11 protein-coding genes and 1 pseudogene are annotated in these 15,991 nt (G+C 46.9%); 11 read left to right on the forward strand and 1 reads right to left on the reverse strand.

Translation table 11 applies throughout. The annotated features are described in order from the left end of the window. The first annotated feature begins 302 nt into the window (after positions 1-302). The 8 genes from secE to rpoC all read left to right on the forward strand — a co-directional run bounded on the left by secE (position 303) and on the right by rpoC (position 12,310). Positions 303-680 (forward strand): preprotein translocase subunit SecE, encoded by a 378-nt coding sequence (secE, locus tag TZ48_RS08220; RefSeq protein WP_042478967.1) that lies wholly within the window; start codon positions 303-305, stop codon positions 678-680. A 13-nt stretch (positions 681-693) separates the two neighbouring features. Beyond that, positions 694-1,242 (forward strand): transcription termination/antitermination protein NusG, encoded by a 549-nt coding sequence (nusG, locus tag TZ48_RS08225; RefSeq protein ID WP_042503218.1) that lies wholly within the window; start codon positions 694-696, stop codon positions 1,240-1,242. Between the two features lie 188 nt (positions 1,243-1,430). Beyond that, the gene (gene rplK, locus TZ48_RS08230) at positions 1,431-1,859 is read left to right on the forward strand and encodes a 50S ribosomal protein L11 (protein WP_008078231.1); all 429 of its coding nucleotides are present in this window, start codon (positions 1,431-1,433) and stop codon (positions 1,857-1,859) included. A gap of 4 nt (positions 1,860-1,863) precedes the next feature. Next, positions 1,864-2,565, forward strand: a complete 702-nt coding sequence (gene rplA / locus TZ48_RS08235; protein ID WP_042503215.1) for a 50S ribosomal protein L1 — start codon at positions 1,864-1,866, stop codon at positions 2,563-2,565. A gap of 256 nt (positions 2,566-2,821) precedes the next feature. Beyond that, positions 2,822-3,316: a 50S ribosomal protein L10 gene (gene rplJ / locus TZ48_RS08240; protein ID WP_096995134.1), complete on the forward strand. Its 495-nt coding sequence runs from the start codon at positions 2,822-2,824 to the stop codon at positions 3,314-3,316. Between the two features lie 59 nt (positions 3,317-3,375). Next, positions 3,376-3,744, forward strand: coding sequence for a 50S ribosomal protein L7/L12 (gene rplL / locus TZ48_RS08245; protein WP_031493851.1), 369 nt, complete (start codon positions 3,376-3,378; stop codon positions 3,742-3,744). Positions 3,745-3,994: 250 nt separating this feature from the next. Beyond that, the gene (gene rpoB, locus TZ48_RS08250) at positions 3,995-8,020 is read left to right on the forward strand and encodes a DNA-directed RNA polymerase subunit beta (RefSeq protein ID WP_112478831.1); all 4,026 of its coding nucleotides are present in this window, start codon (positions 3,995-3,997) and stop codon (positions 8,018-8,020) included. An 87-nt stretch (positions 8,021-8,107) separates the two neighbouring features. Beyond that, positions 8,108-12,310, forward strand: a complete 4,203-nt coding sequence (rpoC, locus tag TZ48_RS08255; RefSeq protein WP_112478821.1) for a DNA-directed RNA polymerase subunit beta' — start codon at positions 8,108-8,110, stop codon at positions 12,308-12,310. 171 nt (positions 12,311-12,481) lie between these two features. Here the strand turns inward: rpoC and rsd are convergent, their stop codons facing one another. Beyond that, positions 12,482-12,976, reverse strand: a complete 495-nt coding sequence (rsd, locus tag TZ48_RS08260; protein ID WP_112478832.1) for a sigma D regulator — start codon at positions 12,974-12,976, stop codon at positions 12,482-12,484. 163 nt (positions 12,977-13,139) lie between these two features. On the opposite strand from rsd, the gene nudC reads away from it, so the two are divergent. The 3 genes and pseudogenes from nudC to TZ48_RS08275 all read left to right on the forward strand — a co-directional run bounded on the left by nudC (position 13,140) and on the right by TZ48_RS08275 (position 15,989). After that, a complete protein-coding gene (gene nudC, locus TZ48_RS08265) occupies positions 13,140-13,922 on the forward strand; it encodes an NAD(+) diphosphatase (RefSeq protein WP_112478833.1) in 783 nt (260 codons plus the stop codon). Between the two features lie 307 nt (positions 13,923-14,229). Further along, positions 14,230-15,296: pseudogene (gene hemE, locus TZ48_RS08270) on the forward strand (uroporphyrinogen decarboxylase). A 165-nt stretch (positions 15,297-15,461) separates the two neighbouring features. After that, the gene (locus TZ48_RS08275) at positions 15,462-15,989 is read left to right on the forward strand and encodes a DUF4136 domain-containing protein (RefSeq protein ID WP_112478822.1); all 528 of its coding nucleotides are present in this window, start codon (positions 15,462-15,464) and stop codon (positions 15,987-15,989) included. Positions 15,990-15,991 lie beyond the last annotated feature (2 nt).

The raw sequence follows: 15,991 nt of genomic DNA on the forward strand, positions 1-15,991 counted from the left end.
TTCTTAGAATTGTCGCAAGCTCTGGGAAAATCTTTGAATAAGATTTGACTAAGCAATGCTAAAAAGGGCATCATTTGATGCCCTTTTTCTGCGCTACTATTTATAGGGGCGCATAATTCACTCAATGACTGCTCAAAGAGTGAATGAATAAAGGATTTATAAGGGTTGAGTTGGAAAGCGATTTCTACCTGAGCCTTTGCATAATATGTTGGTTTGACTCAAATTTTACCAACATTAAAGGAATAAGCCCTGCAGCAGCGGGGTTGTTGTCGTCTAGTTAAGACTTGTCACAGGTTGGTTTTATGAAAGCAAACGCTGAAACTCCTGATAGCTCAAATGCAGCAGATGTAATTAAGTGGATCGTCGCTTTTGCGCTGCTAGCCGCCGCTGTTGTGGGTAATTACCTGTACGGAGAGCTGTCTGTAGTTCTTCGCGCTGCAGGTGTGGTTGTATTGATTGCCGCGGCACTTGGTGTTGCAGCTACAACAACAAAAGGTAAGGCAGCTATCACGTTCGCACGTGAAGCGCGCGTAGAAGTTCGCAAAGTGGTTTGGCCAACACGCCAAGAAACGATGCAAACTACGCTGATTGTCCTTGCAGTAAGTATTGTAATGGCGCTTGCGTTATGGGGTATCGACGGCATTATGGTCCGTCTTGTTGCGTTCATAACCGGGTTATAGAGGGTGTTAATTCATGAGTGAAGCTCCGAAAAAACGCTGGTACGTTGTTCAAGCCTTCTCAGGTTTTGAAGGACGTGTGGCTCAGTCTCTTCGCGAACATATCAAAATGCACGCAATGGAAGAGTACTTTGGTGAAGTGCTAGTACCGACTGAAGAAGTTGTGGAAATGCGCGCAGGCCAACGCCGTAAAAGCGAGCGTAAGTTCTTCCCAGGCTACGTTCTTGTTCAGATGATCATGAACGATGAGTCTTGGCACCTAGTACGTAGTGTACCGCGTGTCATGGGCTTCATTGGTGGTACCTCTGACCGTCCAGCACCTATCACAGATAAAGAAGCTGACGCTATCCTTAATCGTCTAGAGAAAGCTAGCGAAGCGCCTCGTCCAAGAACCATGTTCGAAGCGGGTGAAGTGGTACGTGTTAACGAAGGTCCGTTTGCTGACTTCAACGGTACGGTTGAAGAAGTGGATTATGAGAAGAGCCGCTTGAAAGTGTCTGTATCGATCTTTGGTCGTGCAACACCGGTTGAGCTCGACTTTGGTCAAGTTGACAAACTTGATTAATACCGAATTTTTAATGGCTTAGGCCTTTAAAAATGACAGTATAAAAAAACACCATTTTAGGGTTGTTAAAGGCGCGAATTATGCTTATAATTTCGCGCCTTTTTACAGTAATGACTGTAGAAAGTTTTTTCAAAACACGGGGAGCTTTCCCATTCGGATAGCGCTTGAACCCAAAATTAGGAAATATCATGGCTAAGAAAGTTGAAGCTTATATCAAACTGCAAGTTGCAGCTGGTATGGCAAACCCAAGTCCACCGGTTGGTCCTGCTCTAGGTCAACACGGTGTGAACATCATGGAATTCTGTAAAGCGTTCAACGCAAAAACAGAATCTATTGAGAAAGGTCTACCGACTCCAGTAGTAATCACTGTTTACAACGACCGTTCTTTCACGTTCGTAACTAAGACTCCACCTGCTGCTGTTCTTCTTAAGAAAGCTGCTGGCGTTAAGTCTGGTTCAGGTCGTCCTAACACTGAAAAAGTGGGTACAGTGACTGACGCTCAAATCCAAGAAATCGCAGAAACTAAAGCTGCTGATATGACTGGTGCTGACATTGAAGCGATGAAGCGTTCTATTGCGGGTACTGCTCGTTCAATGGGCCTAGTGGTAGAGGGTTAAGATCATGGCAAAACTTACTAAGCGTATGCGCGTTATCCGCGAAAAAGTTGACGTAACTAAAGAATACGAAATCAACGAAGCTGTAGCTCTTCTTAAAGAACTAGCGACTGCTAAATTCGTTGAGTCTGTAGACGTTGCTGTTAACCTAGGCATCGATGCTCGTAAATCTGACCAGAACGTACGTGGTGCAACTGTACTACCTCACGGTACTGGCCGCGAAATCCGCGTTGCAGTGTTCACTCAAGGTGCAAACGCTGAAGCAGCTAAAGAAGCTGGCGCAGACATCGTAGGTATGGAAGATCTTGCTGAGCAAGTTAAGAAAGGCGAAATGAACTTCGACGTAGTTGTTGCTTCTCCAGATGCAATGCGTGTTGTTGGTCAACTAGGTACTATCCTAGGTCCTCGCGGTCTTATGCCAAACCCGAAAGTTGGTACTGTAACTCCTAACGTTGCTGAAGCAGTTAAGAACGCTAAAGCTGGTCAGGTTCGTTACCGTAACGACAAGAACGGCATCGTACACACTACCATCGGTAAAGTGTCTTTCGAAGCTAACCAACTACAAGAGAACCTAGAAGCTCTACTAGTTGCGCTTAAGAAAGCGAAGCCATCTTCAGCGAAAGGTACTTTCCTGAAGAAAGTAAGCATCTCTACTACTATGGGTGCTGGTGTTTCTGTAGATCAATCTACACTAAACACTCAAGCTTAATTGCTTGCATAGGCGCGAAATTCTTGTATAATTTTGCGCCTATCAAAATTTGTGGTTGAGGCTGAAATCTTAGTGATTTGAGTCTCCATCCAAGACCGTAGGCGTTCTGTAAAGAACTTAATACTACCTACGTAGATGGTGCCAGATAGAAAGGAAGTTGAGCGTAACGTTTATCTTTCTTCTGGAAAGCACCGTATGAACTCCCAAAATCGCGAAGATTTCGGGTGGTGTAAAAACAACCAGGAGTAAATCCAAGATGGCTTTAAACCTTCAAGACAAAAAAGCAATTGTTGCTGAAGTCAACGAAGCAGCCAGTGGTGCACTTTCTGCAGTTGTAGCTGACTCTCGTGGCGTTGAAGTTGGCGCAATGACTTCTCTACGTAAACAAGCGCGTGAAGCGGGCGTTTACCTGAAAGTTGTGCGTAACACTCTAGCACGCCGTGCGGTTCAGGGTACTGACTATGAGTGTCTAACTGACACTTTCACAGGTCCTACTCTAATCGCATTCTCTAACGAGCACCCAGGTGCTGCAGCGCGTCTTTTCAAAGACTTCGCTAAAGAGAACAAAGAATTCGAGATCAAAGCTGCTGCATTTGAAGGCGCGGTTACTGATGCTGAAGTACTAGCGACACTACCAACTTACGACGAAGCTATTGCACGCCTAATGATGTGCATGAAAGAAGCTTCTGCAGGCAAGCTGGTACGTACTATCGCTGCACTACGCGACCAGAAGCAAGAAGAAGCTGCTTAATCAGCTTGCTTTTTACTGGTTGCAAAATAAACTTATTGTTGACTTAAAAGAGAATTGTTATGTCTATTACTAACGAGCAAATCCTAGACGCAGTTGCAGAAATGTCTGTAATGCAAGTTGTTGAGCTTATCGAAGCTATGGAAGAGAAATTCGGCGTATCTGCTGCAGCTGCTGTTGTAGCTGGCGGTGCTGCTGGTGGCGAAGCTGCTGCTGAGCAAACTGAATTCGACGTAATCCTAACTGCTGCTGGCGGTAACAAAGTTGCTGTTATCAAAGCGGTACGTGGCGCAACAGGTCTAGGCCTTAAAGAAGCTAAAGGTCTTGTAGACTCAGCTCCAGCACCTCTAAAAGAAGGCGTTGACAAAGCTGAAGCTGAAGCTCTTAAAGCTCAGCTAGAAGAAGCTGGTGCTTCTGTTGAAGTTAAGTAATTATTGCTTAATTTCTTAGCCGAATAGGCTAATGGCTGGTGGTTTATTGACCACCGGCCTTTTTGCGCTGTAGGGCATAGATGAATTTTCCCGCTGTTTAAGCGTCTATGCACCAAGCAAAAAACGTTGTCTCGACGCTAGAGTCAACGTCACTACAGTAAACAGTTGTTAGTCACTGCCCCATACTCCACCTTAAGTAACTAGGATGGAAGGGCAGTTTGGGTCACTTATCAGCGAGCTGAGGAACCCCATGGTTTACTCTTATACCGAGAAAAAGCGCATCCGTAAGGACTTTGGTACTCGTCCACAAGTTTTGGACATTCCATACCTGCTATCGATCCAGCTTGATTCGTTCGACAAATTCATTGAACAGGATCCAGAGGGTCAATACGGACTTGAAGCTGCGTTTCGTTCTGTATTCCCAATTCAGAGCTATAACGGCAACTCTGAGCTGCAATACGTTAGCTACCGTCTTGGTGAGCCAGTATTTGACGTTAAAGAATGTCAAATTCGTGGCGTTACGTATTCAAAGCCACTACGCGTAAAACTACGTCTAGTTATCTTTGATAAAGACGCACCAGCAGGTACCGTAAAAGACATTAAAGAACAAGAAGTCTACATGGGCGAAATTCCGCTTATGACAGACAATGGTACCTTCGTAATCAATGGTACCGAGAGGGTTATCGTATCCCAGCTGCACCGAAGCCCAGGCGTGTTCTTCGACAGCGATAAGGGTAAGACTCACTCTTCAGGTAAAGTTCTTTATAACGCACGTGTTATTCCTTACCGTGGTTCATGGCTCGACTTCGAGTTTGACCCGAAAGATAACCTGTACGTTCGTATCGACCGTCGTCGTAAACTACCAGCATCGATCATTCTTCGTGCACTAGGTAAGTCTACGCAAGAAATCCTCGATATCTTCTTCGAAAAAGTAAACTTCGAAGTTAAGGATCAAACTCTACTTATGGAGTTGGTTCCTGAGCGTCTACGTGGTGAGACTGCTTCTTTCGATATCGAAGCAAACGGCAAAACTTATGTTGAGACTGGTCGTCGCGTTACTGCTCGTCACATCCGCCAACTAGAAAAAGATGGCGTTGAGTTCATTGAAGTACCTGTCGAGTACATCGTAGGTAAAGTAGCTTCTCAAGACTACATCAATGAAGCGACAGGTGAGATCATCGTTGGTGCAAACCAAGAGATCAGCCTAGAAGCACTAGCGAACCTATCTCAGGCAGGCGTTAAGAAACTAGAAGTTCTATTTACGAACGATCTAGACCATGGTCCGTTCATGTCTGACACCATTCGTGTCGACAGCACGGTAGACCGCATCTCTGCATTGGTAGAAATCTACCGCATGATGCGCCCTGGTGAGCCGCCAACAAAAGAAGCTGCAGAAGCACTATTCGAAAGCCTATTCTTCTCTGAAGAGCGTTATGACCTATCGACCGTTGGTCGTATGAAGTTCAACAGCTCTATCATGCGTGAAGATGCTCTAGAACAGGGTACGCTGGATGAGACTGATATCATCGAAGTGATGAAGAAGCTTATCGCGATCCGTAACGGTATCGGTGAAGTCGATGATATCGACCACCTAGGTAACCGTCGTATCCGTTCTGTAGGTGAAATGGCTGAGAACCAATTCCGTGTTGGTCTTGTACGTGTTGAGCGTGCAGTGAAAGAGCGTTTGAGTCTAGGTGACCTTGATGCAATCATGCCTCAAGACCTAATCAACGCGAAGCCTATCTCTGCGGCAGTTAAAGAATTCTTCGGTTCTTCACAGCTATCTCAGTTTATGGATCAGAACAACCCGCTTTCAGAAGTTACGCACAAGCGTCGTATCTCTGCATTGGGTCCTGGTGGTCTAACTCGTGAGCGTGCTGGCTTCGAAGTACGTGACGTACACGTAACTCACTACGGTCGTCTATGTCCTATCGAAACACCTGAAGGTCCGAACATCGGTCTAATTAACTCTCTATCAGCTTTCGCGCGCTGTAACGAGTACGGTTTCCTAGAAACTCCGTACCGCCGCGTTGTTGATGGTGTAGTCACTGACGAAGTTGATTACCTATCAGCAATCGAAGAAGGCCAATTCGTTATCGCTCAGGCTAACGCTGCGCTAACTGAAGAAGGTACGTTTGCTGACGAGCTAATCACAGCACGTCAAAAAGGTGAATCTGGTCTTCACCCACGCGACCATGTTAACTACATGGACGTTGCAACAAACCAAGTAGTATCTATCGCTGCATCGCTTATCCCGTTCCTAGAACACGATGATGCGAACCGTGCATTGATGGGTGCGAACATGCAACGTCAGGCTGTTCCAACACTTAAGGCTGACAAGCCTCTAGTTGGTACTGGTATCGAGCGCAACGTAGCGGTTGACTCTGGTGTAACAGCAGTAGCTAAGCGTGGCGGTACAGTTCAGTCTGTAGATGCCTCTCGTATCGTTATCAAAGTTAACGAAGACGAGCTGATCCCTGGCGAAGCAGGTATCGATATCTACAACCTGACTAAGTACACGCGTTCGAACCAGAACACTTGTATTAACCAGCGCCCAACCGTACTACCTGGCGAGCCAGTAGCACGCGGTGACGTTCTTGCTGATGGTCCTTCAACAGACCTTGGTGAGCTAGCGCTTGGTCAAAACATGCGTATCGCGTTCATGCCTTGGAACGGTTACAACTTCGAAGACTCGATCTTAGTATCTGAGCGCGTAGTTCAAGAAGACCGCTTCACGACTATCCACATCCAAGAACTATCTTGTGTGGCACGTGATACTAAGCTGGGCTCTGAAGAGATCACAGCGGATATTCCAAACGTAGGTGAGTCTGCTCTGTCTAAACTAGACGAGTCAGGTATCGTTTACATCGGTGCTGAAGTTAAGGGTGGTGACATCCTAGTTGGTAAAGTAACGCCTAAAGGTGAAACTCAGCTGACTCCAGAAGAGAAGCTACTACGTGCGATCTTCGGTGAAAAAGCATCTGACGTTAAAGATACGTCACTACGTGTACCTAACTCTATTTCAGGTACCATCATTGACGTTCAAGTCTTCACTCGCGATGGCGTAGAGAAAGACAAGCGTGCTCTAGAAATTGAGCAAATGCAGCTGAAAGAAGCGAAGAAAGACCTAACTGAAGAATTCCAGATTCTTGAGGGTGGCCTTCTAAACCGTGTGAAAGCTGTACTACTTCAAGGTGGTTACTCTGACGCTAAACTAGATACTATCGATCGTAAGAAGTGGCTAGAGCTAACGCTAGAAGACGATGCAATGCAAACTCAACTTGAGCAACTTGCAGAGCAGTACGACGAGCTTAAAGCAGACTTCGATAAGAAGTTTGAAACTAAGCGTCGTAAGATCACTCAAGGTGATGATCTAGCGCCTGGCGTTCTTAAGATTGTTAAAGTTTACCTAGCGGTTAAACGTCGTATCCAGCCTGGTGATAAGATGGCGGGTCGTCACGGTAACAAGGGTGTAATCTCTAAGATCAACCCTGTTGAAGACATGCCTTACGATGAGAAAGGTCAGCCTGTCGACATCGTACTTAACCCACTGGGTGTACCTTCGCGTATGAACATCGGTCAGATCCTTGAGGTTCACTTAGGTCTGGCAGCGAAAGGTATCGGTGACAAGATCAACCAGATGGTGAAAGAGCAGCAAGAGCTAGCGAAGTTCCGCGAATTCCTGCAGAAGGTTTACGATCTAGGTGGTACTCGTCAGAACGTTGATATTGCATCACTGTCTGATGACGAAGTACGTACTCTGGTTAAGAACCTACGTGGCGGTCTACCGATTGCTACACCTGTCTTTGACGGTGCGTCTGAGAAGTCTATTAAAGAACTTCTAAAACTGGGTGACCTACCAGAATCTGGTCAGCTAACTCTGTTTGACGGTCGTACTGGTGATGCGTTTGAGCGTCCTGTAACGGTAGGTTACATGTACATGCTGAAACTAAACCACCTTGTTGATGACAAGATGCACGCTCGTTCAACTGGTTCGTACAGCCTAGTAACTCAGCAACCACTTGGTGGTAAAGCTCAGTTCGGTGGTCAGCGTTTCGGTGAGATGGAAGTATGGGCACTAGAAGCATACGGTGCTGCATATACGCTTCAAGAAATGCTAACGGTTAAGTCTGATGACGTTAACGGCCGTACGAAGATGTACAAAAACATCGTCGATGGTAACCACAGCATGGAACCTGGCATGCCAGAATCGTTCAACGTACTGTTGAAAGAGATCCGCTCGCTAGGTATCAACATCGAGCTAGAAGACGAATAATCCCTCTGGATTATCTGGTAGAAAAGGGGCTCGCACAGGTTTGCTGACCTAGCGGGTTCCTTTTTAAACTCCTTACAGGAGCTGATTGTGAAAGACTTATTAAACTTTCTAAAAGCACAGCATAAGACCGAAGAATTTGATGCAATCAAAATCGGTCTATCTTCACCTGACATGATCCGTTCATGGTCTTTTGGTGAAGTTAAAAAACCAGAAACTATCAACTATCGTACGTTCAAGCCTGAGCGCGATGGTCTGTTCTGTGCGCGTATCTTTGGTCCAGTTAAAGACTACGAATGTCTTTGTGGCAAATATAAGCGTCTGAAGCACCGTGGTGTTATCTGTGAGAAGTGTGGTGTAGAAGTTACACAAACTAAAGTTCGTCGTGACCGCATGGGCCACATCGAGCTTGCGTCTCCAGTAGCTCACATCTGGTTCCTAAAATCGCTACCATCTCGTATCGGTTTGCTAATGGACATCCCACTACGTGATATCGAGCGCGTTCTTTACTTCGAAATGTACGTAGTAACAGAGCCGGGTATGACGGATCTAGAAAAATCACAGATGCTTACTGAAGAAGAGTATCTTGATCGTCTAGAAGAATGGGGTGATGAGTTCACTGCTAAGATGGGTGCAGAAGCGATCAAAGATCTGCTGTCTACTATGGACATGCACGCTGAAGCAGAGATGATGCGCGAAGAGCTTGAGTCTACAAACTCAGAAACTAAGCGTAAGAAAATCACTAAGCGTCTGAAGCTAGTTGAAGCGTTTATTCAATCAGGTAACAACCCTGAGTGGATGATCCTAACTGTGCTTCCGGTACTTCCGCCAGATCTACGTCCTCTAGTACCACTAGATGGAGGCCGTTTCGCAACGTCTGATCTGAACGACCTATACCGTCGCGTAATCAACCGTAACAACCGTTTGAAGCGTCTTCTAGAGCTAGCGGCTCCGGACATCATCGTACGTAACGAAAAGCGTATGCTGCAAGAGTCTGTTGATGCCCTTCTAGATAACGGTCGTCGCGGTCGTGCGATCACAGGTTCGAACAAGCGTCCTCTGAAATCTCTTGCTGATATGATCAAGGGTAAACAAGGTCGTTTCCGTCAGAACCTACTAGGTAAGCGTGTAGACTACTCTGGCCGTTCTGTAATCACAGTAGGTCCATACCTTCGTCTGCACCAGTGTGGTCTTCCTAAGAAGATGGCACTAGAGCTATTCAAACCATTTATCTACAGCAAGCTAGAAACTCGTGGCATGGCGACGACAATCAAAGCAGCTAAGAAGATGGTAGAGCGCGAAGAAGCGATCGTTTGGGATATCCTAGACGAAGTAATCCGCGAACACCCAGTACTATTGAACCGTGCACCAACACTTCACCGTCTTGGTATCCAGGCGTTCGAACCAGTACTAATCGAAGGTAAAGCGATCCAGCTACACCCACTAGTGTGTGCGGCGTACAACGCGGACTTCGATGGTGACCAAATGGCGGTTCACGTGCCTCTAACTCTAGAAGCACAGCTTGAAGCTCGTACTCTGATGATGTCGACAAACAACATTCTGTCGCCAGCATCAGGTGATCCGATCATCGTACCTTCTCAGGACGTTGTATTGGGTCTGTACTACATGACACGTGACAAGATCAACGTGAAAGGTGAAGGTATGTACCTTGCTGGCCCTGAAGAGGCTGAGAAGGCATACCGTACTAAGAGCGCAGAGCTACACGCTCGCGTAAAAGTACGTATCACTGAAACGGTCGTTGACGAAGACGGCAACAGCACAACTGAGACTAAGATGGTGGATACCACTATCGGTCGTGCAATGCTATGGCAAATCGTGCCAGCAGGTCTTCCATTCAGCTTGGTAAACCAAAAGCTAGGTAAGAAGCAAATCTCTAACCTACTGAACGAGGCTTACCGTAAGCTGGGTCTAAAAGACACTGTAATCTTCGCTGACCAAGTTATGTACGCTGGTTTTGCTTACGCAGCACTTTCAGGTGTATCTGTTGGTATCGATGACATGGTTGTACCTCAAGCGAAGTACGACGAGATCGAATCAGCAGAAGAAGAAGTTCGCGAAATCCAGGATCAGTTCCAATCTGGTCTTGTAACAGCGGGTGAGCGCTACAACAAAGTGATCGATATTTGGGCATCGACCAACGATCGCGTAGCGAAAGCGATGATGGACAACCTATCATCTGAAACGGTTATCAACCGTGACGGTGAAGAAGAGCAACAAGAGTCGTTCAACAGCATCTACATGATGGCTGACTCGGGCGCTCGTGGTTCTGCAGCTCAGATTCGTCAGCTTGCTGGTATGCGTGGTCTGATGGCACGTCCAGATGGTTCAATCATCGAGACGCCAATCACCGCGAACTTTAAAGAAGGTCTAAACGTACTTCAGTACTTTATCTCAACGCACGGTGCTCGTAAGGGTCTTGCGGATACGGCACTGAAAACAGCGAACTCGGGTTACCTAACTCGTCGTCTAGTAGACGTTGCTCAGGACGTAGTCGTTCACGAGCACGACTGTGGTACGCACGAAGGTATCCTAATGACTCCGCACATCGAAGGTGGTGACGTTAAAGTTGCACTTTCTGAGCTTGCGCTAGGTCGTGTAGTTGCTGAAGACGTTCTTAAGCCAGGTACTGAAGAAGTTCTGATCCCACGTAATACTCTGATTGATGAGAAGTGGTGTCAGATCATGGAAGATAACTCTGTAGACAGCATGAAAGTGCGCTCAGTAGTTACCTGTGATGCAGACTTCGGTTGTTGTGCACAGTGTTACGGTCGTGACCTAGCACGTGGTCACCTAGTAAACCAAGGTGAAGCAGTGGGCGTTATCGCTGCTCAGTCTATCGGTGAGCCGGGTACACAGCTTACGATGCGTACGTTCCACATCGGTGGTGCGGCATCTACTGCAGCAGCAGAGAACAGCATCCAAGCTAAGAACACAGGTTCTGTGAAACTTCACAACGCTAAGTTTGTTATCAACAAAGATAAGAAACTGGTTATCACCTCTCGTGCGTCAGAAATGACGATCATCGATGAGTTCGGTCGTACCAAAGAGAAGCACAAACTTCCTTACGGTTCACTACTGACTAAAGGTGACGGCGATGCAGTTCAAGCTGGTGAAACAGTAGCGAACTGGGAAGCGCACACGCTTCCAATCATCACTGAAGTAGCAGGTCGCATCCAGTTCGTAGACATGATCGACGGCGTAACTGTTTCTCGTCAAACAGATGACCTAACAGGTCTATCTTCAAGCGAAGTAACAGAAGCGGCAGCTCGCCCAGCAGCAGGTAAAGATATGCGTCCAGCAATCAAACTTGTTGATGAGCAAGGTAACGACGTAATGATCGCAGGCACTGAAATGCCAGCACTTTACTTCCTACCTGGTAAAGCGATCGTGAACATCGAAGATGGCGCAGAAGTAGGTGTGGGTGATACGCTAGCACGTATTCCACAGAAATCTGGCGGTAACAAAGATATCACCGGTGGTCTACCTCGCGTTGCGGACCTATTCGAAGCTCGTAAGCCAAAAGAGCCAGCAATCCTTGCTGAGCACTCTGGTACCGTATCATTCGGTAAAGAGACGAAAGGTAAGCGTCGTCTAATCATCACTCGTGATGGTGGCGATAACTACGAAGAGATGATTCCTAAGCATCGTCAGCTAAACGTGTTCGAAGGTGAGCGCGTAGAGCGTGGTGACGTCATCGCTGATGGTCCAGAAACTCCGCATGACATTCTACGTCTACGTGGTATTCACGCTGTGACTCAATACATCGCGAACGAAGTTCAAGAAGTATACCGTCTACAGGGTGTAAAGATTAACGATAAGCACATCGAGACTATCGTTCGTCAAATGCTACGTAAGTGTACTATCACTCATGCTGGTGACTCTGAGTTCCTACCAGGCGAGCAGGTTGAATACTCAAGCGTTAAGATCGCAAACCGTCAGCTAGAAGCTGAAGGCAAAGAACTTGTACGTTTCGAGCGTGACCTACTAGGTATCACTAAGGCATCGCTAGCAACAGAATCGTTCATCTCTGCAGCATCGTTCCAAGAAACGACGCGCGTACTAACAGAGGCAGCGGTATCTGGTAAGCGTGATGACCTACGTGGTCTGAAAGAGAACGTTATCGTGGGTCGTCTGATCCCAGCGGGTACGGGTTTTGCGTATCACCAAGACCGTCAAGCTAAGCGTGACGAAGCTCAAGAAGGTCCATCAGCTGAACAAGCGACGGATAACCTAGCTGCGCTACTAAACGCAGGTTTCTCTTCTGACGAGTAATCGCAGAGCGAAATGACAAAAGGCGCCGAAAGGCGCCTTTTTTGTATCTGTAAGAAAGTGGACAACCGACAAGAACTTGGAGCAGTTAACAGCAGCTAGAGACAATCTTTCGGTGCAAAAACTCAGACTGCACTTCGAGTACAGTCTTAATCGACAATATCCAGTGGTTTATTACGCACCTGGCGGAATCGCCAAACTGTCCGCAATCAGCTGAATCAGCTTATCTTCCACTTCAAAGCGCAGCTCAAGTATCTCACCAACTTTAGACATATCTTCCTCGAAACCCGGAAGCTCATCTTCAAAAGACACCTGTACATACTTGTCGTTAAACTCAAGCAGTGGGTCGGTAGTCAGAACGATCTTCGCGTAGGTCGCATCGATATCATCGTTGGTCTTAAAACCTGTCGCTTTCCACTTATCCATCACCATGTCGTAGATTTTAAAGTGGCCTTCGGAGATGTAGTCAACGAGATGATCACAAAAGGAGCTGATTTCTTTCGCAGAGGGAAGCTCAACCACGTTAGATTGGGCGTGAGCAGGTTGAAGTGAGCCGAGCTTACAGTATTCAACAATAAGCGCTTGTCTGGTTTCTAGCCAGTGGTCGATGACCTCGCTAGAGCCACCCCATTGTTCTTGTACTTGTTTGAATTTATTTAACATGACCATGTCCTCATGATCGGCACTGCAATTGGCAGCTGCACGCTTTGTAATGACAAAGAGTAAAGAGAAATCGTTTCTCATTTACCAGAATTAGAATTTCGAGTTTTCTAGCTGGTATGAAATTAGATTGCCAGTAAAATGGTCGAACTGCAAGTGAAGAGGATTGATGATGTTAAAAAAAAGTAAAGTAACCATTCGTCAAGCTTATTGGTGTGTGGTGTTAGGGAACGAGCTTTGGCTTGCAGATGGCGATGTTCCGTTTGGCTCAGCAGAGCAATTTTCCCTACCTGCCGAGCAAGCGATTCAAGTGGGTGAGTTTGAAGGTCACCCTGTGATGTGGCTGAACGATGCCGACATAGACGGCGAGCGAGAACTGACATCGCTACGCGAACTGCTTCACTTGCCAGAAGCGCTGTTCTATCAACTCTCGAAAGCGATTCAATATGGCTACATGAGCCAATCTATGCGTTTTTGTCCTCAGTGCGGAGGTCGCAACCATCTCAACCACAATCAGCTCGCAATGCAGTGTCAGGACTGCAGAACGCTGCATTATCCGCGCATTTTCCCATGTATTATTGTTGCCGTTCGAAAAGGGCAGCAAATCTTGCTCGCTCAGCACAACCGCCACGCGGGTGGGATGTACACGGTAATTGCGGGTTTTCTGGAAGTGGGCGAAACACTCGAGACTTGCGTTGCCCGTGAAGTGGAAGAAGAAACCGGAATTAAGGTGGGCAACATCCGCTATTTTGGCAGTCAGCCATGGGCATTTCCATCGAGCATGATGATGGCGTTTCTTGCCGACTACGAAAGTGGTGAGATCAAGCCGGATTACACGGAACTTAAAGACGCGCAGTGGTTTGATACCAAGGAACTGCCTCTAGTAGCACCGGAAGGAACGATTGCTAGAGCGCTGATTCATGCCACGGTCGACGCCGCTTCGGCAGAAAAATGACAAAAAAACCCTCCGCGTGCGGAGGGGGTAAGTAAGATGTCGTTATGAGATGCTGAGTCCTAAGACTCAGTAGTATTATTGTAATTTTCGCTAGCAAACAAACTTTTAACATTCCTTCCCGCCATTGGCAAACTCACCTCAAAACTGCGTATTGATAATATGATCTGCTTTGCAAAGTGACTCTTTTTTGAGCGTTCGCGCAGCATACTGGATGACCCTCAAAATTTAGTAAAAGAATTGTTATCTAAGGCTGCCAACCATGAATGAATAGCGGTAAACTAACGCCTTTCGAATTGGAGAAAAAAGAATGACGGAATTAAAGAACGATCGCTATCTTCGAGCGTTGCTAAAGCAGCCTGTAGATTACACACCAGTATGGATGATGCGCCAGGCTGGCCGCTATCTACCAGAATATCGTGAGACTCGCTCTGTGGCGGGTGATTTCATGTCACTGTGTAAGAATGCAGAGTTAGCGTCTGAGGTGACCCTTCAGCCACTACGCCGTTTCCCGCTAGATGCCGCCATTCTATTTTCTGACATCTTGACGATTCCAGATGCAATGGGTCTAGGCTTGTATTTTGAAGCGGGTGAAGGTCCTAAGTTTGAGCGTCCGATCACTTGCAAAGCAGATGTCGACAAGATTGGCATTCCAGATCCAGAAGGTGAGCTGAAATACGTTATGAATGCGGTTCGTCAGATCCGTAAAGACCTAAACGGTGATGTACCACTTATCGGCTTCTCTGGAAGCCCATGGACGCTGGCGACTTACATGGTTGAAGGTGGTAGCTCGAAAGCATTCACTAAGATCAAAAAGATGATGTACGCAGAGCCACAAATCCTGCATGCCCTTCTCGATAAGCTAGCAGACAGCGTCATTGAATATCTAAATGCACAGATCAAAGCCGGTGCACAATCTGTCATGGTATTTGATACTTGGGGCGGCGTATTAACACCTCGCGACTACAACCTGTTCTCACTTCAGTACATGCACAAGATTGTCGATGGCCTGATTCGTGAAAACGAAGGTCGCCGCGTTCCAGTGACCTTGTTCACTAAGAACGGTGGTATGTGGCTAGAGCAGATCGCAGCAACGGGCTGTGATGCGGTTGGTCTAGACTGGACCATTAACATTGCCGATGCCAAAGCTCGCGTGGGTGACAAAGTGGCGCTGCAAGGAACATGGATCCCTCGATGCTTTACGCACAACCTGAGCGTATTCGTGAAGAAGTGGCGACTATTCTAGAAGGCTTTGGCGACGGTGGTACAGGTCACGTATTCAACCTTGGCCACGGTATTCACCTTGATGTACCGCCAGAAAACGCGGGCGTATTTGTTGAGGCGGTTCACGAGTTATCTAAGCCTTACCATAAGTAATGTGTTGATATACCAAGCGCTTGACCGGGCTTTACTGTCTAAGCTGCTGCATCTAAGCGACTGTGTCTAAATAGTGAGATGCCGTCATTTCCTCATTGGAGTTGGCGGCATTTTTGTATCCTCTTGACTACGCTTTAACTAGGTTTCGTTCAACGAGGCAACCTTATGTATAAAGTGTTTCTCTCCTTGCTCGCCTCTGCGCTCATAGCCACAGGCTGTGCTTCTGATGTCGCAACTGACTATAATGCCGGCGTGAATTTTTCCGCGTTCAACACTTATCAATATCAAGAAAATGAAGCTACGCCTCTGAGCCTTGATGGTGCGCGTATTAAGCAAGCGGTCGACAATGAACTCGGTATCCGCGGCTTTACGATGATAGAGCAGGGCGCAGACCTTGTGGTTCGCTATGACATTTTGGAAGGCACCGAGCTTCGAGCGGATGGACCCAGTTTCGGTTTTGGCTTTGGTACCGGCAGCTATAACAGTGGCTATGGTGTTGGCGTTCGTACCCCAACACGTGTCAAAGAGAAGAAGTTCGGCAAATTGGCCGTTGAACTGGTTGACCCAAAAACCAATGATGTCGTTTGGCGCTCTGTCTCACAGCGACAGTTAACGGAAACGATGGAACCTGCTGATAGAGACGCTTTTGTTCAGGAACAGGTTCATAAGATGTTTGAGGAATATCCGCGATAAGA

This window comes from Vibrio variabilis (assembly GCF_003263785.1).
GTDB lineage: Bacteria > Pseudomonadota > Gammaproteobacteria > Enterobacterales > Vibrionaceae > Vibrio > Vibrio variabilis.